Annotated in this window: 16 protein-coding genes; 9 read left to right on the forward strand and 7 right to left on the reverse strand. The window is 70.8% G+C overall.

Going from position 1 to position 18,519, the window contains the following annotated elements:
* The first annotated feature begins 33 nt into the window (after positions 1 to 33).
* The gene (ald, locus tag AB0I67_RS03740; RefSeq protein ID WP_357917032.1) at positions 34 to 1,146 is read left to right on the forward strand and encodes an alanine dehydrogenase; all 1,113 of its coding nucleotides are present in this window, start codon (positions 34 to 36) and stop codon (positions 1,144 to 1,146) included.
* Between the two features lie 69 nt (positions 1,147 to 1,215).
* Complete coding sequence (locus tag AB0I67_RS03745; RefSeq protein WP_357917034.1) at positions 1,216 to 1,587, forward strand: VOC family protein; 372 nt, start codon at positions 1,216 to 1,218, stop codon at positions 1,585 to 1,587.
* A 16-nt stretch (positions 1,588 to 1,603) separates the two neighbouring features.
* On the opposite strand, the gene AB0I67_RS03750 is transcribed toward AB0I67_RS03745, so the two are convergent.
* A complete protein-coding gene (locus tag AB0I67_RS03750; RefSeq protein WP_357917037.1) occupies positions 1,604 to 2,986 on the reverse strand; it encodes a sel1 repeat family protein in 1,383 nt (460 codons plus the stop codon).
* A 223-nt stretch (positions 2,987 to 3,209) separates the two neighbouring features.
* Between AB0I67_RS03750 and AB0I67_RS03755 the strand changes: the two genes are divergently transcribed.
* The 3 genes from AB0I67_RS03755 (at position 3,210) to AB0I67_RS03765 (ending at position 10,193) form a co-directional block, all read left to right on the forward strand.
* Positions 3,210 to 6,302 carry a hypothetical protein gene (locus tag AB0I67_RS03755; protein ID WP_357917038.1) on the forward strand — a complete coding sequence of 1,031 codons (3,093 nt, stop codon included), beginning with the start codon at positions 3,210 to 3,212 and terminating at the stop codon, positions 6,300 to 6,302.
* A 181-nt stretch (positions 6,303 to 6,483) separates the two neighbouring features.
* Positions 6,484 to 8,451, forward strand: a complete 1,968-nt coding sequence (locus AB0I67_RS03760) for a hypothetical protein (RefSeq protein WP_357917040.1) — start codon at positions 6,484 to 6,486, stop codon at positions 8,449 to 8,451.
* Between the two features lie 107 nt (positions 8,452 to 8,558).
* Positions 8,559 to 10,193, forward strand: coding sequence for a 5'-nucleotidase (locus tag AB0I67_RS03765; protein WP_357917042.1), 1,635 nt, complete (start codon positions 8,559 to 8,561; stop codon positions 10,191 to 10,193).
* On the opposite strand, the gene AB0I67_RS03770 is transcribed toward AB0I67_RS03765, so the two are convergent.
* Positions 10,177 to 11,094: a sulfite exporter TauE/SafE family protein gene (locus AB0I67_RS03770; RefSeq protein ID WP_357917045.1), complete on the reverse strand. Its 918-nt coding sequence runs from the start codon at positions 11,092 to 11,094 to the stop codon at positions 10,177 to 10,179. The genes AB0I67_RS03765 and AB0I67_RS03770 overlap by 17 nt on opposite strands.
* Positions 11,095 to 11,378: 284 nt before the next feature.
* Between AB0I67_RS03770 and AB0I67_RS03775 the strand changes: the two genes are divergently transcribed.
* Entirely contained in the window at positions 11,379 to 11,786 is a 408-nt protein-coding gene (locus AB0I67_RS03775) for an NUDIX hydrolase (RefSeq protein ID WP_357917048.1), read from the forward strand.
* Here AB0I67_RS03775 and AB0I67_RS03780 read toward each other — a convergent pair.
* Positions 11,767 to 12,414 (reverse strand): response regulator transcription factor, encoded by a 648-nt coding sequence (locus AB0I67_RS03780; protein WP_357917051.1) that lies wholly within the window; start codon positions 12,412 to 12,414, stop codon positions 11,767 to 11,769. The genes AB0I67_RS03775 and AB0I67_RS03780 overlap by 20 nt on opposite strands.
* Positions 12,411 to 13,529, reverse strand: a complete 1,119-nt coding sequence (locus AB0I67_RS03785) for a histidine kinase (protein WP_357917054.1) — start codon at positions 13,527 to 13,529, stop codon at positions 12,411 to 12,413. Before AB0I67_RS03785 ends, AB0I67_RS03780 begins: the two co-directional genes overlap by 4 nt.
* A 94-nt stretch (positions 13,530 to 13,623) precedes the next feature.
* Here AB0I67_RS03785 and AB0I67_RS03790 point away from each other — a divergent pair, with 94 nt between their 5' ends.
* Positions 13,624 to 15,327, forward strand: coding sequence for a gamma-glutamyltransferase family protein (locus AB0I67_RS03790; protein ID WP_357917057.1), 1,704 nt, complete (start codon positions 13,624 to 13,626; stop codon positions 15,325 to 15,327).
* Between the two features lie 41 nt (positions 15,328 to 15,368).
* Here AB0I67_RS03790 and AB0I67_RS03795 read toward each other — a convergent pair whose 3' ends face one another.
* Positions 15,369 to 16,823 (reverse strand): NAD(P)/FAD-dependent oxidoreductase, encoded by a 1,455-nt coding sequence (locus tag AB0I67_RS03795; RefSeq protein WP_357917060.1) that lies wholly within the window; start codon positions 16,821 to 16,823, stop codon positions 15,369 to 15,371.
* A gap of 110 nt (positions 16,824 to 16,933) precedes the next feature.
* On the reverse strand, positions 16,934 to 17,110 hold the full coding sequence (locus AB0I67_RS03800; protein WP_357917063.1) for a hypothetical protein: 177 nt from the start codon (positions 17,108 to 17,110) through the stop codon (positions 16,934 to 16,936).
* 105 nt (positions 17,111 to 17,215) lie between these two features.
* On the opposite strand from AB0I67_RS03800, the gene AB0I67_RS03805 reads away from it, so the two are divergent.
* Complete coding sequence (locus tag AB0I67_RS03805) at positions 17,216 to 17,992, forward strand: SURF1 family protein (RefSeq protein ID WP_357917066.1); 777 nt, start codon at positions 17,216 to 17,218, stop codon at positions 17,990 to 17,992.
* The gene (locus AB0I67_RS03810; protein ID WP_357917069.1) at positions 17,992 to 18,240 is read left to right on the forward strand and encodes a DUF3817 domain-containing protein; all 249 of its coding nucleotides are present in this window, start codon (positions 17,992 to 17,994) and stop codon (positions 18,238 to 18,240) included. The genes AB0I67_RS03805 and AB0I67_RS03810 overlap by 1 nt, the downstream gene beginning before the upstream one ends.
* Positions 18,241 to 18,294: 54 nt before the next feature.
* On the opposite strand, the gene AB0I67_RS03815 is transcribed toward AB0I67_RS03810, so the two are convergent.
* Entirely contained in the window at positions 18,295 to 18,489 is a 195-nt protein-coding gene (locus AB0I67_RS03815) for a hypothetical protein (RefSeq protein WP_357917072.1), read from the reverse strand.
* Positions 18,490 to 18,519 lie beyond the last annotated feature (30 nt).

Here is an 18,519-nt window from a genome sequence, read left to right on the forward strand (position 1 = left end):
GTGCCGGGCACGTCCAGGAAAGGACCCACACCAATGAAGATCGGTGTGCCCGCTGAGGTCAAGAACCACGAGTACCGCGTCGCGGCGACGCCCGCCGGTGTCCACGAGCTCGTCCGCCACGGCCACGAGGTGTTCGTCCAGCGCGGAGCCGGCCTCGGCTCGCACATCACCGACGAGGAGTACCTCGCCGCCGGCGCCAAGATCCTCGACACCGCGGACGCCACCTGGGGCGAGTCCGAGATGGTGCTGAAGGTCAAGGAGCCCATCGCCGAGGAGTTCCACCGCCTGCGCGGCGACCTCGTCCTCTTCACCTACCTTCACCTGGCCGCGGGCGCCGCCTGCGCCGACGCGCTGCTCAAGGCCGGCACCACCGGCATCGCCTACGAGACGGTCCAGGTCGGCAACGCCCTGCCGCTGCTCGCCCCGATGTCGGAGGTCGCCGGCCGGCTCGCGCCGCAGGTGGGCGCCTACAACCTGATGCGCTTCAACGGCGGCCGCGGCGTCCTGCCCGGCGGCGTGCCCGGCGTGGCCCCCGCCAAGGTCGTCGTCATCGGCGGCGGCGTCTCCGGCCTCAACGCCGCGCAGATCGCCGTCGGCATGGGCGCGGACGTCACCGTCCTCGACACCAACGTCGACCGCCTGCGCTTCATCGACGCCGTCTACCAGGGCCGGCTCAAGACGCTGGTGTCCAACTCCTACGCCATCGAGCAGGAGGTCCTCCAGGCCGACCTGGTCATCGGCGCGGTGCTCATCCCCGGCGCCAAGGCCCCGACGCTGGTCTCCAACGACCTGGTCTCCCGCATGAAGCCGGGCTCCGTGCTCGTCGACATCGCCATCGACCAGGGCGGCTGCTTCGAGGACTCCCGCCCGACCACGCACGCCGAGCCCACCTACAAGGTGCACAACTCGATCTTCTACTGCGTGGCCAACATGCCCGGCTCGGTGGCCAACACCTCCACCTACGCTCTCACCAACGCCACGCTGCCGTACGCGGTCAAGCTGGCCGACCTGGGCTGGAAGGAGGCCCTGCGCGCCGACACCGCGCTGGCGCTGGGGCTCAACACGCACGCCGGGCAGCTCACCAACGAGCCGGTCGCGGAGGCCCTCGGCCTGCCGTACGTGCCGGTTTCCGACGTGCTGGCCTAGCTTCCAGGCCAGGTACGGCAGGCCGTGGTTATATCCCCTTGGGGGGCGAAGACCACGAGGAGGCCGTCGATGGCTATCGGAATCAGCCAGATCACGCTGTACGTGAAGGACCAGGAGGCCGCGAGGCGCTTCTGGTCCGAGCAGATGGGGTTCGACGTCGTCATGGACCAGTCCTACGGCGACGAGCGCTGGGTCGAGGTGGCGCCGGCCGGCGGCGGCCCGCGCCTGGTCCTGTACAAGGAGAGCGCGGACTGGCCCTCGCTCTCCGGCGAGCAGCCGAACTACGTGCTGTTCGAGGCCGACGACCTGGTCAAGACGCACGAGGAGCTCGCCGGGCGCGGCGTGGAGTTCGTGACCGAGCCCAAGCAGGAGCCGTGGGGCTGGTCCTCGACGTTCAAGGACAACGAGGGCCACCTGTTCCACCTCGGCCAGCGCCGCTAGCCCGCCTCGCCGCGGGCTAGCGCACCAGCCGGGCGCGCAGCAGCCTGGCGGTGTCGAGCACGTGCTCGATCTCGGCCCGGCTCGGCCACGGCGCCGTGCCGGGCCGCAGCAGCGTGGCCCGTACCGAGGCGAGGTGCTCGACCGCGGCGGTGTGGACCCCGCTGCGCTCGGTCAGCCAGACCACCACGTCCGCGTGGTCGCGCAGGGGCCGGGTGAGCAGGTCCCAGGTGCCCAGGATCTCCGTCAGCTCGGGCACCGGCAGCGGCACCCCGTCGCGCCGGCCGGTCGCCGCCGAGGCCAGTTCGGCCCTGGCGCTCAGCTCCGGCTCCGCCAGCCGGTCCCAGGTGGGCGGCGGCGGATCGGCCAGCCACCGCTCGGCTTCGCCCGGGTGACCCGTCGCGCTCAGCAGCCCGCCCAGCTCCATCGCCGCCCGGTGGTGGCCCGACAGCGCCGCCTGTCGGAACCAGTGCTGGCCGCCGGCCAGGTCGCCGTTCTCCGCGATCAGCAGGAGGCCGAAGTTGAAGGCCGACTCGGCGTCGCCGCTGGCCGCCGCGCGGCCGAACCAGTGGCTGGCCCCGGCCGAGTCGCTCAGCTCCACGCACACGAACCCGGCCATGCGCTGGTCATCCAGCCGCCCGGCCGCCGCCGCGCGCTCGAACCACGCCAGCGCCGTGCGCAGGTCCCGGCGCGACAACGCGATCCCGCCGAGCTGCGAGGCCGCTCCCGGATGCTCGTGCTCGGCCGCCAGCCGGTAGTACCCCTCCGCGCCCTCCGGATCGCGGGTGGCCTGCAGGAACAGCCCCAGGTGGTAGGCCGCCTCCGGATGCCCGCCCCGGGCCGCGAACTCCCACCACCGCACCGTCTCGCCGCCGTCACCCGCCGCGTACGCCAGGAACCCCAGGTCGTGCGCCGAGGCCAGGTCGCCGTCGGCCGCCGCCCGCCGGTGCCACTCCCGGCCGATCGCCAGCTCCCCGGCGTCCTCGCAGATCAGCGCCAGCTTCCGCGCCGCCGTACGTGACCCGTTGTGGGCGGCCCGCTCGAACCAGATCCGCGCCGCCGCCAGATCGCCCCGCTGCTCCAGCAGCAAGGTGGCCAGGTTCAGCGCCGCCTCGATGTCGCCCATCCCCGCGGCCAGCTCGTACCACGTCACCGCCTCGTCGAGGCTGCCGTGCTTCTCGTGCCAGACGCCCAGGTTGAACGCGCTGTCCACCTGCCCGGCCGAGGCCGCCCGCTCCCACCAGTGCCGCGCCGCCGACCGATCCCCGCGCGCCGCGTAGAGCTTGCCCAGCCGATGCGCCGCGCCCGCATCACCCTGGTGCGCCGCCACCAGCAGATCGGGCTCGTCTCCGGACCGCGGCGCGGGCACCGCGGTCGCCTGCTCGAGTTGCCACCAGGACATGTCCCCTCCCGGGTGTGTAGGACAGGGTGACATGTAATCACTTCGTTGCGGAGGGTAATTGCGGTCTTTGCTGGGTCTGGCTTTCTGGTTGTCAGAGTTTCTTGTGGGCACCCTGTTATTTCTGACACCAGTGTTGACAGTTCCGGGAAAAGCCCGATATTGGCCGCAAATTGACTTTTCTCTGGAACGATCCCACCGAATGCACTCCTAAGGAAGGAATCCAGTGAGTCTCGCAGCACACGCGAGGCGCGGCATCGGGGGGCTCGTCCTAGTCCTGTCCGCCGTGCTCGCCGCCGGGGGCCTCGCCGCCCCCGCGAGCGCGGCCCCGGCACCTGTGGTGTTCGGTACGGCTGCCGCCTCGCCCAAGGTCCAGAGCGTGCCGTGCCCCGCCACCGTCAAACTCGCCACGGCGCTGAAGGTCAAGGCGCCGGCCACGCTGAAGTACCGCTGGCTCTTCAGCGACGGCGGCAAGAGCGTCGTCAAGACCTACCGCGTCGGCGGCAAGGGCATCAAGAGCATCCGGCTGACCACCACGCTGAAGGTCGCCGACAGCCTGCGCGGCTGGGGCGCGGTCGGTCTGGTCGCGCCGGTGAAGAAGGTTTCCAGGAAGGCGCACTTCGCGGTCACCTGCACCACCGGCGGAACCGGCACGCCCGACCCGATGACCGCCGTCGGCTACGGACAATGGACCGCTCCACCCGCCACGGGTCAGCCCCAGCAGGACAACCCGCCGGCCACTGACCCCAACCCGGTGCGCGGGATCACGCTGGAGGCCACGCCCAAGAGCTACGCCGGGCGCTGCCCGACGAAGATCGCGCTCAAGGCCGGCTTCACCTTCGCCGTCGCGCCCAAGCCGGGCGCCACCGTCACCTACCGGCTGATCGGTTCCGACGGCAAGGACTCCGACTGGAAGTCGCTCACCCTGCCGGCCGGCGCGAGCACCAGCCACCAGGCCGACCTCGGCCAGATCGAGGTCGCCAAGACCGGCTGGCAGCAGCTCGAAGTCGCCCAGCCCGACCAGATCAAGTCCAACCAGGCGCACTTCGCCCTGGTCTGCGGCGACCCCGAGGTCAGTGTCAGCAAGGCGGTCGCGCACCCGGGCGAGACGGTCACCGTCAGCGCCAAGTTCGTCGGCGCCGACGTGAAGAGCATCGCCTCCAAGGCCTTCGTCCCCGAGACCCACGCGGTCCCGGCGGGCAAGAAGGAGTACTCCTTCGAGGCCAAGGTCTCCACGCAGCTCGGCGAGCACGAGGTCAAGGCGCTCTTCGCGGACAACGACAGCGCCACCACCAAGATCAAGGTCGTCGAGGACCCGAACCCGGTGAAGGGCGTCAAGCTCGCCCTCGACCCGGCCGCCTACGAGGGCCGCTGCCCGGCCCCCGTCAAGGTCACCGCCACCTTCGACCTCGGCACCTATCCGGCCGCCCCGCTGACCATCGCCTACCGCGCGGTCGGCACCGAGGCCTGGAAGACGATCTCGGTGCCCGCCGGGCACAACGGCAGCCACACCGCCGAGCTCGAGCCCCTGCGCTTCGCCGAGAGCAAGAAGGGCGCCTACCAGATCGAGCTCAAGCAGGCCGACGGCGCCAAGTCCAACGCCGTCGCCTACGACATCGCCTGCGGCGAGCACTCCATCGTGCTGAGCAAGGCCTCGGGCCACCCCGGCGAGGAGGTCACCGTCACCGTCAAGGGCTTCGGCTCCGACGTCAAGACCGTCGTCTCCAAGGCGTTCACCCCCGAGACCCACCAGGCCCCGGCGGGCAAGCGCGAGTACACCTTCAAGGCGACGGTGTCCGCGGTCATCGGCGAGCACCCGGTCAAGGCCACCTTCGCCAACGGCGACGACGCCGGGACCGGCTTCACCGTCGAGGCGGTCAAGAACCCGGTCGCCCAGGTCGCCGTCGTCGTCGATCCCACGGGCTACCGGGGCGAGTGCCCGGTCACGCTCAAGGTGCGCGCGACCTTCAAGGGCATCCCGTCCTACGTCACGAGCATCCAGTACCGCCGCGTCGGCGCCGGCGCGTGGCAGACCCTCACCCTCCCAGCCGGCCACGGCGGGACCCACGTGGCGGACCTGCCCTCGCTCACCTTCACCTCGTCCGATGCGGGCAAGGTCCGGCTGGAGGTCAACCAGCCCGACGGCCTGAAGTCCAACGAGGCCGGCTATGAGGTCGTGTGCGGCAAGGCCGGCATCACCCTCGACAAGACCACCGCCCACCCCGGCGACAAGGTCGAGGTCAGGGTCGACGGCTTCCACTCCGACGTCAGGACGATCAGCTCCGAGGCCTTCGTCCCCAAGGACCACACCGTCTCGGGGACCAAGCGGGTGTACGAGTTCGACGCCACGGTGGGTGACAAGCTCGGCACCTTCACGGTGACGGCCAAGCTGGCCGACGGTTCCAGCGTCACCGCCTCGCTCAAGGTCGAGGCCGCTCCCATCAAGGTGACGGGTCTCAAGATCGAGTTCAAGGACGACGACGTGCGGGCCAGGTGCCCGGTGTCGCTGCCCATCTACGCGCTGTTCTCGGGGTTGCCGCGCGGATCGCAGACGCTGGAGTACCGCATCGTCGGCACCGCCACGTGGCAGTCCGTCACGGTGACCGGTGGACATGACGGCAAGGACCTCGTCTGGCTGGAGCCGCTCCAGGTGACCGCGAGCGGCAAGGGCAGCATCCAGATCGAGATCAAGGGCACCAGCGTGCGCTCCGACCAGGAGTCGTACGAGGTGACCTGCCTCGAGCGCTCGATCACGCTCAGCAAGTCCTCGGCCATGCCCGGCGAGAAGATCGAGGTCGAGGTGAACGGCGTCGACTCCAAGGTCGACAAGGTCGTCTCCCAGGCCCTGGACCCCTCGCCCAAGGACCCCACCTGGGAGGAGTACCGGTACTCCTACAACGCCGAGGTCAAGGAGATCGCCCCCGGCACTTACCCGGTGACCGCGTACCTGCGTGACGGCACCACGCTGGTCGCCCAGCTCACCGTGCTCAGCCCGGTCCACGTCAAGGGCGTCTCCTTGTCCGTCGCCCCGGACCTGCCGAGCAACGGCAAGGTCACCTGTGGGACCACCTTCCAGTTCAAGGCCACCTTCGACCTGACGGGCGCGCCCGCCGGCGCGTACACCATCCGCTACCGGTTCCCCGAGAACCACGCGGTCAGGGAGATCGCGGTCCCCGCCAACCACGGCACCTCTTTCACGGCGGTGGTCCACAGCATCACCATCCAGAGGAACGAGGGGTACAACACCCAACTGGAGCTCGTGGTCGACCAGCCCCGCCCCGTTTCTGACAGGTTCCATTTCAAGGCGCGGTGTGACTGATTGACGTGAAGGGTGGTCATTGACTCCGGTCAATGACCACCCTTCACTCTTTCCCCATAAATACCTCTAGTCACCTTTTGTCTGGAAGGATCGCTCCCCGGGGAGATGGGGAGATCTTCCGATGAGAGGGAAAGCAGTGAAACTCGCAAGTACGGCGAGGCGCGGCTTCACGGGATTCGCGATGGCTGTCGTCGCGCTCCTGGCCGCTGGGGGCCTCGCCGCCCCGGCGAGCGCGGCTCCGGCACCAGTGGTGTTCGGTACGGCTGCCGCCTCGCCCAAGACGCAGACCACGAAGTGCCCGGCCACGGTCAAGCTGTCGACCGCGGCCAAGGTGAAGGCCCCGGCGACGCTCAAGTACCAGTGGGTCTTCAGCAACGGTGACAAGAGCTCCGTGAAGACCTACCGCGTGGGCGGCAAGGGCATCAAGAACGTCCGTCTGCACACCGCCATCAAGGTTGGCGGCGACGCCCGCGGCTGGGGCGCGGTGCGCCTGCTCAGCCCGGTGAAGAAGGTCTCGAAGAAGGCCTACTTCGCGGTCACCTGCACCGGCGGCGGCGACAACGGCGGCGGCACCGGCCACGCGACGAGCGGCGGCTGGGTGCACCTGTCCTACGGCCACGTCGAGGAGCCCCCGGCCAACCCGGGCAACGGCGGCACCCCGCCGCCCGCCGAGCAGAACCACGTCAAGGCCGTGACCCTGCGGCTCGGCGCGGGCGGTGAGGAGAAGGCCGACCGCTGCCCGAAGGAGTTCGCCCTCGCGGCGAGCTTCGACATCACCGGCGCCCCGGCCACGGCGTTCACCATCAACTACCGCCTGCTGGCCTCCGACGGCACCGTCGGTGCGTGGGCGAGTACCTCCGTCCCCGCCAACCACGGCACGACGCACGAGGTCGACCTGGGCAAGATCAGCGTGAGCCAGAGCGGCTGGCGTCAGATCGAGGTCGCCCAGCCGAACGCGCTGAAGTCCAACCAGGCCGCGTACACCGTCGAGTGCGCCCAGCCGAGCATCACGCTCAGCAAGCCCGCCGGCAAGCCGGGTGAGACGGTGAAGGTCACCGTCAAGGGCATCGACGTCAACGTCAAGAGCATCACCTCCAACGCCTTCGAGCCGGCCGTGCACACCGTCGCGGGCAGCCACAAGGAGTACTCCTTCGACGCCAAGGTCGCCGTGCAGGCCGGAGCGCACGAGGTCAAGGCGGTCTTTGCCGACAACACCAGCGTGACCGCGACCTTCACCGTCGAGGTGGACGTCAACCCGATCAAGAGCCTCTCGATCGCGGTCGACCCGGTCAAGTACACCGGGCGTTGCCCCAAGCCGCTCGCCGTCACGGGCACCTTCGACGTCTCGGGCCTGCCGGCGGTGGAGTCCACCGTCCAGTACCGCCGCGTCGGCACGGAGGAGTGGCAGTCGCTGACCGTCCCCGCCAACCACGGCGCCACCTTCGTGGCCCAGCTCAAGCCGCTGACCATCCAGGCCACGGAGAAGGGCACGGTCAAGATCGAGGTCAGCCAGCAGAACAAGCTGGTCTCGAACGAGGTCGCCTACGACATCACCTGTGTCGGCCCGACCATCTCGCTGGAGCCGGACACCGTCCGTCCCGGTGAGCACGTGACGGTGACCGTGGACGGCGTCGACAGCGAGGTCAAGAAGATCGAGTCGAGCGCCTTCCGCGACTCGGACTTCCGCGGTGAGACCCGGGTGGTCTACCGGGTAGGGGTGTCGCTCGATGCCCGCAGCGGTGAGCATACGGTGACCGCGCGGCTGGCGAACGGCGAGGTGCTGACCGCCAAGCTGTCGGTCTACCGCTCGCCCGTGCGGAGCCTGTCGGTGGTCGCCGAGCCGGCCCCGTCCGGCACTCCCGTGGCCTGCCCGCACCGGGTGAACTACAAGGTGACCTTCAACCTCGCCGGGGCTCCGGCAGGGGCGTTGAAGATCAAATTCCGCGTCGCGATCTTCCCCGTCGACCTGGTGACGCCGTTCCGGGACCTGACCATCCCGGCGGGTCACGGTGACACCTACACCGCGGTGATCGACTCGGAGGACTTCTACTCCACGACCCAGCATGAGCAGTATCGGCGGGTCGAGGTGCCGGAGTTCCTCGGTGCCGAGCTGAGCAACGCGCTCAAGTTCAAGATCACCTGCAAGTGACGACCCGGGGGGACGGGTGGCGGTGCCGCCCGTCCCCTGCTGTTGACCGAACGGTTACCTGGGTCTGTCAGGATTCCGCCTTCAAGATCCGTTGGAAGAGGAATCCAGTGACCTTAGTGACCGCGGCCCGACGCCGGGCCGGGAGCGTTGCGGCCATCCTGGCCTTCGCCGCCGGCCTGCTCGCCGTACCGGCTCAGGCCGCCCCCACCCCGGTGGTGTTCGGTACGGCTGCCGCAAGCCCGAAGACACAGGCCGGGACCTGCCCCGCCACCGTACGGCTGGCCGTCTCGGCCAAGGTGAAGGCCCCCGCGACCCTGAAGTACGCCTGGACCTTCAGCGACGGCGACACCAGCGCCGTCAAGACCTACCGCGTCGGCGGCAAGGGCGTGAAGAAGGTCAGGCTCGCCACCACCCTCAAGGTGCACGGCGACGTCCGAGGCTGGGGCGCGGTGCGCCTGCTCGGCCCGGCGAAGAAGACCTCCGCCAAGGCCGCGTTCTCCGTCGACTGCCCCGAAGGCTCGGGCGGCTCGGGCGGCGGCGCCGACACGTGGGAGCCGGTGGGCTACACCGTCGAGGGCGCGACCAAGCCGGTCACCCCGCCGCCGGCCGGCCAGGGGCAGGAGCGTTCGCTCACGCTGAGCAAGTCCACCGCGAACCCCGGCGACAAGGTGACCGTGACGGTCACGAACACCGCCGCCGACGTCCGGACCATCACCTCGGCCGCCTTCACCCCGGCCGTGCACCCGGTCAGCGGGCAGAAGCGCGCCTACAGCTTCCAGGCCACCGTGGCGGAGGCGCCGGGTGAGCACGAGGTGCGGGCGGTCTTCGCCGACAACTCCTTCGCCACGGCGACCCTCAAGGTCGTCGCCCTGGAAGGGCCGGTGAAGAAGGCCACGATCGACGTCGAGCGGGTCACTGCGGCCAAGTGCCCGGTCACGTTCAAGATCCGGGGCACCTTTGAGGGGCTGCCGGCGGGAGCGCAGACCGTCCGCTACCGCTATGTGGGCACCGAGGCGTGGCAGAGCGTCGAGGTCCCGGCCGGCCACAAGGGCGCGCACACCGCCGTGCTGGAGCCGCTGGAGCTGACCGCGGAGACCAGCAAGGGCTTCGTCCAGGTGGAGATCGACCAGCCCGGCCGGCTGAAGTCGAACATCGTCTACTACCTCAAGTGCCACGGCTTCCAGGGTGGCCAGGTGATCGGCACCGCGACCGCCGACATCGCCCTCACGCCCACCGGTGGTCCCGTCGTGGAACTGGTCGCCGACGCGCTGCTGGAGTCGATCAAGTCCGTCTCCGGCGCCCAGATCGCGCTGGTCAGCCGCAGGTCCGTCGAGGCCGGGCTCAAGGCAGGACCGCTCACCATCGAGGACGCCCACGGCACGCAGCCGCGGGGCAACTCGCTCCAGGCTCTGAACCTGACCGGAGCCCAGCTCAAGAAGCTGCTCGGCGAGGCGACCGCGCAGACCGGGCCGCTGACCCCGTCGGCCGGAGTGCGGTACACGCTGACCGGCTCCACCGTCACCGAACTGACCATCAACGGGGTGGCGGTGACCGATGCCCAGGTGATCCGGGTGGCGGCCACGCACATCCTGATGTCCGGCTACGACGGCTTCCCGACCTTCCGGGAGGGCACGGACCGGTTCACCGGAGGCCTCGACGACGGCGGCGCGGTGGCGACCTACATCGCCCGCAACACCCCGGTCCAGCCGCCGAAGGGGGACCGCGTCACCCTCGTTCCGTGACGAAGCGGATGAACCCCTGGTACATCCCCATCGAGCACACATAGCGCAGGGTGCCCGCCCGCTGAGGCGGCAGCCGTACGGTCGCCGGGAGGGAGTGATCCGTCCCGGCGATCGTCACTGTCCGGGTGCAGCCCGGTTCGGCCACCTTGAACACCAGGTCCACCGGCTGCCCGGCCGGGGCGGTGACCAGGGCCGGACGGTAGCCGGTGGCGGTGGCCCAGACGACGATCGGGCCCCGCGCGGGCGGGGCGGCGGCGGCCGGGCGGGTCGAGCCGGGCCACCAGCCGCCGAGGCTGAGGCCGGAAGTGATGGTCCACAGGGCGACGGCGACCGCTGCCACGCCTGCCAGGAGGGCGAGGCGGGTCTGGGAGAGCTTGCGGAGGAGGAGGGCCAGGAGGGCGAAGGCGGGGGCGGTGCCCACGACGAAGCCGGTCATGACGGCGGCGCCGCCCACGGGGGAGGCGCTGGTGACGGCGACGAGTTCCATGCTCAGGGTGACGCCGCAGGGGATGAGGATGGTGGCGGCGCCCAGGAGGAAGGCGCCCCGGGTGCGGGTGGGTGTGGGGGTGCAGCCGGTGGGGTGGTGGTGCTTGGCGCGGTCATGGCGGATCAGGCGGAGGGCGAAGGCCAGGACGCTGAGGCCGGCGGCGACGAGCAGGACGGCGCGGGCGGTCGGGGGCAGGCGGATGGCGGAGCCGGCCCAGCCGAGCAGGGCGCCGGCCAGGAGGTGCGAGGTCAGGCGGCCGGTGAGGAAGCGGGCGATGACCTGGGGGGTGGCGGTGCTGGGTGAGTGGCGGTGGACGAGGCCGACGAGGAGGCCGCCCTGCAGGGCCGTACAGGAGGCTGTGCCGGCGACGAGGCCGGCGGCCAGGCCGCTGAGGAAGAGGGAGATCGGCTCCACCGGGCCTCAGTCCTGCGCGGGAGGGGGTACGGGGGGCTGCATCGGGTCCCTCGCTCTCGGGGGAGGTCTGGGCGGCGGTCTCGGGGGAGTTCGCAGTGGCGGTCTCGGTGGAGGTCTCGGTGAACGGGGAGGTCTCGGTGAACGGGGAGGTCTCGGTGGACCGGGAGGTCGCGGGCGAGGTCTCGGGGGAGTTGTCGATGGAGTCCTGGGGTGAACCTAACGCGATGCTCCGACAGCGGCCAGTAACACTTGTTTCACCCGCGGGGACGATTGATGATCAGCTCGTGATCGACAAAGAGACCGGCTGGTACTTCATGCACGCCTCGATCAAGGCCGTGGTGCTGCACGAGGGGCGGGTGTTGTTGTGCAGGAACCCGCGGGAGAAGTGGGAGCTGCCCGGCGGGTGGCCGGATCGGGAGGACGGCACGCTGGCCGAGGTGGTGCGGCGGGAGGTGCGGGAGGAGAGCGGGCTGGAGGTGCACGTCGGCCCGGTGGCGGGAGCGGAGATCTTCACCATCGGCCAGGGGAAGGTGTTGATCGTGGCGGTGCGGGCGACGGTCTCGGGCGCGGTGGAGCTCCGGCTGAGCGAGGAGCACAGCGCGGTGCGGTTCTTCCCGGTGGGGGAGCTGCCGGCGGACCTGGAGGACGGCTACCGGCCGCTGATCGAGGCGGCTACAGCCAGCCCGGCCTGACCAGGCCGGACTCGTAGGCGATCACCACGAGCTGCGCCCGGTCGCGGGCGTGGAGCTTCATCATCGTCCGGCTGACGTGCGTCTTGGCGGTGGCCGGTGACATGAACAGCTTGGCCGCGATCTCGTCGTTGGTCATCCCGGTGCCCACCAGGGCCAGGACCTCGCGTTCGCGGTCGGTGAGCTGGTCGAGGCCGTCGGTGGCGACGGGTTCCTTGGCCCGGGAGGCGTACTCGGCGATCAGGCGCCGGGTGACGCCGGGCGACAGGAGGGCGTCACCGGCGGCGACGACGCGGACCGCCTGGATGAGCTCGGTGGGCTCGGTGTCCTTGACGAGGAAGCCGCTGGCCCCGCCGCGCAACGCCTCGAAGACGTACTCGTCGAGCTCGAAGGTGGTCAGGATGACGATCCGCGGACCGGCGGGCATGAGGCGGGTGGCGGTGAGGCCGTCGACGCCCGGCATGCGGATGTCCATGAGCACCACGTCGGGGGTGTGCTCGGCGGCCAGCCGTACCGCTTCGGCGCCGTCGGCGGCCTCGGCGACGACGGTCATGTCGGGCTGGGCGTCGAGCAGCGCCTTGAACCCGGCGCGCACGAGCGCCTGGTCGTCGGCGAGCAGCAGTCTGATCATGTGTCCTCCAGGGGCGGCCGGGCGTCCACGCCGGACAGGGGCAGCCGCGCGTCGACGGCGAAGCCGGGTCCGGCGGGTCCGGCGGTGAAGTCGCCGCCGAGCGCGGTGACGCGTTCGCGCATGCCGGGGATGCCGTTGCCGCCGCCCTCGCCGGCGAGGACGGCGGGCGTGGTGCCGCCGGTGTCGGTGACGCGCACCCGCAGGGAGTCACCGTAGGTCAGGGTGACGGTGACCTTGGCACCGGGTGCGTGTTTGGTGACGTTGGTGAGCGCTTCCTGGACGATGCGGAAGGCGGCCCGGTCGACGCCGGGCGGCACGGGCCGGGCGCCTTCGCGCTCGAGGGTGACGTCGAGGCCGGAGCGGGCGATGAGCTCGTCGAGCCGGTCGAGCCCGGCGGTGGGGGAGCGGGGCGCGCCCTCGCGCAGCACGTTGAGGACCGAGCGCATCTCGCCGAGCACCTCCTTGGACGCGGTCTTGATCGTCGCCAGCGCGGTGCGCGCCTGCTCGGGGTGCTCGTCGATCAGGTGGAGCGCGGTCGAAGCCTGGACGTGGATGAGCGAGATGTTGTGCGCGAGCACGTCGTGGAGCTCCTGGGCCATGGTCAGCCGTTCCTCGCTGGCCTGCCGCCGGGCTTCCTCCTCCTCGACGCGGTGGAGCTCGCGGCGTTTCTCGCGGATGATGCGGGCGAGCTCGGAGGCGAGCATGACCAGCAGGATGAAGGCGGTGACGGCCAGGTTGTGGAACAGGTCGCGGCGGCCGATCACCCAGGCGTAGGTGAGGAAGGTGACCAGGGTGAGCCCGGCCAGGGCCCACGCCTGCAGCCGTTTGCGCTCGACCACGAGCAGGAAGGCGAACATCACGATCGGGCTCAGGAAGATCGGCCCGTACGGGTAGCCGCCCCACACGTAGGCGTAGGTCGCGGCCAGGGTGGCCAGCGTCGCGGTGATCGGGCAGTGCCGCCTCACCAGCAGCATGAGCGGCCCGACCAGCAGCAACGCGTAGGCGTAGGGGTCGAGCGGCTCGCGGAAATCCCTCTGTCCCCAGTAGGCGCCCTGGGAGGCCACCACCTGGACCACGGCGACGATCAGCGCCACCAGAGGGTCGTTCTTACGCACGGCCCCACGTTAGGCCACCGCTCCGACGAAAAGCATCCGCCCGGTGTGGGAGTGGGCCCTACCCCGGGGGGCGTACCTGAGTCATGGTGAGTGCATGATCCGACTCATCCTCGCCGGGACGCTGCTCGTCCCGATCCATCCCGTGGAGCAGGAAAAGGTCCCGGTTCAAGAGGGGTACGGCGGAGCCGTCGCCACCGTCGACCACGACGCGAGCAAGGCCGCCGTCGAGATCCTGCGCCGGGGCGGCAACGCGATCGACGCCGCGGTCGCCGCGGGCGCGGTGCTGGGCGTGACCGAGCCGTACTCGGCCGGCGCGGCCGGCGGCGGCTTCATGGTCATCTACCAGCGCGGCCGGGTGCACACCATCGACGGCCGCGAGACCGCCCCGGCGGCGATGACCTCGTCTTCGCTGGAGGGCATCCCGTTCGAGGAGGCCGTCACCAGCGGCCTGTCCGCGGGCGTCCCCGGCGCGGTGGCCCAGTGGGAGCTGGCGCTGCGGCGCTTCGGCACCATGAAGCTGCGCGACGCGCTGCGCCCGGCCATCGAGGTGGCCGAGAAGGGCTTCGTCGTCGACCAGACCTTCCACTCCCAGACCGCCGCGAACGCCGCGCGCTTCCGCGACATCGCCTCCACCGCCAAGCTCTACCTGCCCGGCGGCCAGCCGCCTCCGGTCGGCTCGGTCTTCCGCAACCCCGAGCTCGCCGACACCTACCGCCAGCTCGCGCGCCGCGGACCCCAGTGGCTGTACGGCGGGCAGCTCGGCCGCGAGATCGTCGCCACGGTCAAGAACCCGCCGGTCACCCCCGGCGCCACGCGCAACGTCCGCCCGGGCCTGATGGAGGTCGGCGACCTGCGCGACTACCGCGCCCTGCTGCGCGAGCCCACCCGCGTCGACTACAAGGGCCTTCAGGTGTACGGCATGGCCCCGCCCTCCTCCGGCGGCTCGACCGTCGGCGAGGCGCTCAACATCGTCGAGGCGCTGCCCAAGGTCGGCCTGCACGAGTACCTCGAAGCCTCCCGCCTGGCCTTCGCCGACCGCGGCAAGTACGTCGGCGACATCCCCGGCGTCCCGCTGCGCGAGCTGCTGTCCGACGGTTTCGCCAAGGAGCGCTCCTGCCTGATCGGCGAGCGGGCCATGGCCCACCCGGCCGCCCCGGGCTCGCCCGACGGCTCCTACTCCGGCTGCCCGGCCCCCGCCGAGACCGCCACGCCGGTCGCCGACGAGGGCCCGGAGACGACGCACCTGGTCGTCGCCGACCGCTGGGGCACGGTCGTGGCCTACAACCTCACCATCGAGTCCACCGGCGGCAACGGCATCGTGGTGCCCGGCCGCGGCCTGCTGCTCAACAACGAGCTGACCGACTTCACCTTCGGGCCCGCGCCGGGTGACCCCAACCTGCCCGGTCCCGGCAAGCGGCCCCGCTCGTCGATGGCGCCGACCATCGTGCTCGACGAGGGGCGGCCGGTGCTCGCGGTCGGTTCGCCGGGCGGGTCCACCATCATCACCACCGTGCTGCAGATCCTGCTCAACCGCTACGAGTTCGGGATGAGCCTGCCCGAGGCGCTCGCCGCGCCGCGCGCCACCCAGCGCAACACCGAGCAGACCCAGGCCGAGCAGGCCTTCCTCGACCAGCACCGGGCGTCGCTGGAGGCGCTGGGCCACAAGCTGGTCCTCAACCCGGAGATCGGCGCGGCCACCGCGCTGGAGTTCCTCGGCCGGGGCCGCGTCCAGGCGGTCGCCGAACCCACCCGGCGCGGCGGCGGCAGCGCCCTGGTCGTCCGGCCCGCCCGTCCCTGATCCCGCTCCCCGGTACGGCGGGGCGGCCCGCCGTACCGGGGTCAGCGGATCAGCTCGTAGGCCTCGCTCCTGACGCGCCGGGTGCGGGCCCAGTACTCGAAGGTGAAGCCCGGCCACAGGGTGCGGTTGACGCCGTGCTCGTCGAGGTACCAGGAGTCGCAGCCGCCCTCGGTCCAGACCCGGCGGCCGAGCCGGGCCTGCAGCCGCCGGTTGTACGCGCGCTGATGGCCGGGCCGCACGTCGAGCGCGCGGGCGCCGGTCCTGGCCAGCAGCCGCAGGCACTCCATGACGTACCGCACCTGAGCCTCGATCATGAAGACCACCGAGGTGTGGCCGAGCCCGGTGTTCGGCCCGAGCAGGAAGAACAGGTTGGGGAAGCCCGCGGTGCTGACCCCGTGGAACGCCTCGGCGCCCTCGCGCCAGGCGTCCTGGAGGCTGAGCCCGCCGCGCCCGGTGATGTGCTGCTCCCTGAGCTTCTCGACGACCTTGAACCCGGTGCCGTAGACGATCGCGTCCACCTCGATCCGCCCGCCGGTCCCGGTGCGCAGGGCCGTGGGGGTGATCTCGGTGATGCGCTCGGTGTGCAGGGTGACGTGCGGCCTGGTCAGCGTCGGGTAGTAGTCGCTGGACAGCAGGATGCGCTTGCAGCCGATGGTGTAGCCGGGGGTCAGCTTCGCGCGCAGCTCCGGGTCGGGCACCTGCGCCGCGAGGTGGTTGAGCGCCAGGCGCTCCTGCGCCTTCATCAGCCGGGGGTCGACCGTGAAACCGAGCGCGCGGGTCTCCAGTGCCCAGTAGAGCGTGTTGCGCAGGGCACGGGCGGCTCCGGGGAGGGCGAGAGTACGGCGGGCCCGCTCGGAGAAGGCGAAGTCGGGCTTGGGCTGGATCCACGGCGGGGTGCGCTGGAAGACGTGGAGCTCGGCGGCCTGGGCGGCCAGGCGCGGGACGAACTGGACGGCCGAGGCGCCGGTGCCGATGACCGCGACGCGGCGGCCGGCGAGGTCGGCGGTGTGGTCCCACTCGGCGGAGTGGAAGGCGGGGCCGGCGAACGACCCCCGCCCCACGATGTCCGGAAATTTCGGGATGTGGAGGGCGCCTAGGGCGGACACCACCGCCTTCGCGCGTAACGTCTCCCCGTCGGCGGTGCCGATCGACCACTCCCGGGCCGCGTCGTCCCAGTCGAGCGTGACGACCTGCTTGCCGTACCGCAGGTGGGGCTTGATGCCGTACTTGTCCACGCAGGCCCGCAGGTAGTCCCAGATCTCGGCCTGCGGGGAGAACATCCGCGACCACGAGCGGTTGAGCTCGAAGGAGAAGGAGTAGAGGTGCGAGGGGACGTCGCAGGCGCAGCCGGGATAGGTGTTGTCGCGCCAGGTGCCGCCCAGGTCGGCGGCCTTCTCCAGGATCAGGAAGTCGTGGAAGCCGGCTTCCTTGAGCTTGATCGCCATGCCGACGCCGGCGAAGCCGGACCCGATGATCACGATGCCCGGTCCCGCCACGTGCCCTCCCGCTATTGGACTTGCCGTCCAAGGTAATCGGCGGCCCGGGAGGGCTCAAGGGGTGCGGCTCAGCGCGCCACAGGCTGCCCGTGGCGCGACCGAGCGGTAGGTCACTTCAGCAGGAGGTAGGCCCCGACCGCGACGATCGCGATGAACAGGACGACCGCCAGGATCGGCAGCAGAGGGGATCGGCGCTTCGGCTGCTGGGCTGCTTCGTTCTCCACCCGGTGCGCGAACGCGCGGAACTGCTGGGTGTTGCCCGCGGGGTCGATGTGCTGGTCAGACATGCCCTGAACTCTAGCTGGGGGCCTTGGTTGATTTGTACCTTTTGATCGAATTTCGCGATCGGGGCTGGTGGGGAGACCGGTCCTGCCGGGAGATACCTTTGAGGCATGCTCCGAACCCTCCTGTCCCCCCGGCTCTGGGGTCTGCACCTGGTGGTCATCGGGGCTGTTGCCGCCTTCATCCTGCTCGGGCGCTGGCAGCTCGGCGTCTTCGAGGAGTCGGGCCGGCCGCACGCGAGCGCCGACCCCGCGCCGGTCGCGGTGGAGGAGCTGGTCAAGGCGGGCGCCACGTTCAGCGAGCCCGGCCGCCGCGTCGTCGCCTCGGGCGCCTACGACGCCGGACGGCAGCTCCTGGTGCCCGACCGCAAGCCGGACGTCGACGCCGTCGGCGGGCGGGCCGCCCGGGGCGCGGGTTTCTGGGTCGTGACCCCGCTGCGGCTGGCGGACGGCTCGCTCGTGCCGGTGGTGCGGAGCTGGGTCGCCCAGCCCGCCGCCGCGCCGCCCGTGCCCGCCGGGCCGGTCAAGGTCGAGGGGCGCACCCGGCCGCCGGAGCCCACCGACAGCGTGCAGCGCACCGCCAGCTCGCTGCCCGCCGGGCAGGTCTCCACGGTCACCCCGGCCGAGCTGATCAACCTGTGGCCGGGGGAGAGCGTGCGCAACGGGTTCGTGGTCGCCGTCGACTCGGGGATCAAGATCCCCTCGCCTCAGGTGGGCGGGAGCGTCACCTGGCGCAATCTGGCTTATGCCTTGAACTGGTGGATATTCGCAGTGTTCGCCGTGTTCATGTGGGTTCACTACGTACGCGAAGCCGTACGGACATCGAGAGGACAGCAGTGGAGTCAGCCCTCAAGCCCTTCCGAGTACTCGCCTACATCGTCGGCGTGATGCTCCTCGTGCTCTGCGTGGGCATGGTGCTGAGGTACATCGTCGGGGTGGACTGGTGGCCGTCGCTGATCATCGCGCAGGTGCACGGCTTCCTGTACATGATCTACCTGGTCGCGACGATGAATCTGGGCATGAAGGCCCGCTGGAGCTGGCCGAAGATCCTCGGCGTCATGCTCGGCGGCACCGTGCCGTTCCTGTCGTTCTACGTGGAGCGCAAGGTCACCGAGCAGGTGCTGGCCACCGCCTGAGCGGTGGACGGGCCGATGGTTGGACAGGACCTCCCGCGGACGGGAGGTCCTGTGTCAACGGCCGATGCCGCGGCGGCGAACTCGCTTGAGCCGCGCGCGCTGGGACGGGTCGAGCATGAAGTAACCGACCACGGGTGCGGCGATCACGCCCAGGAAGACGAGGGTGGTGATCCACCCCCAGCCGAAGACGATCAACGACAGCAGGACGGCGGCGCCGGCGCCGATGGCGTACTTCTGAACGGGCGACATCTCAACTCCTAGGGACGCGGGCCCTTCCCA

This window comes from Nonomuraea sp. NPDC050310, assembly GCF_040655795.1.
Lineage (GTDB): Bacteria > Actinomycetota > Actinomycetes > Streptosporangiales > Streptosporangiaceae > Nonomuraea.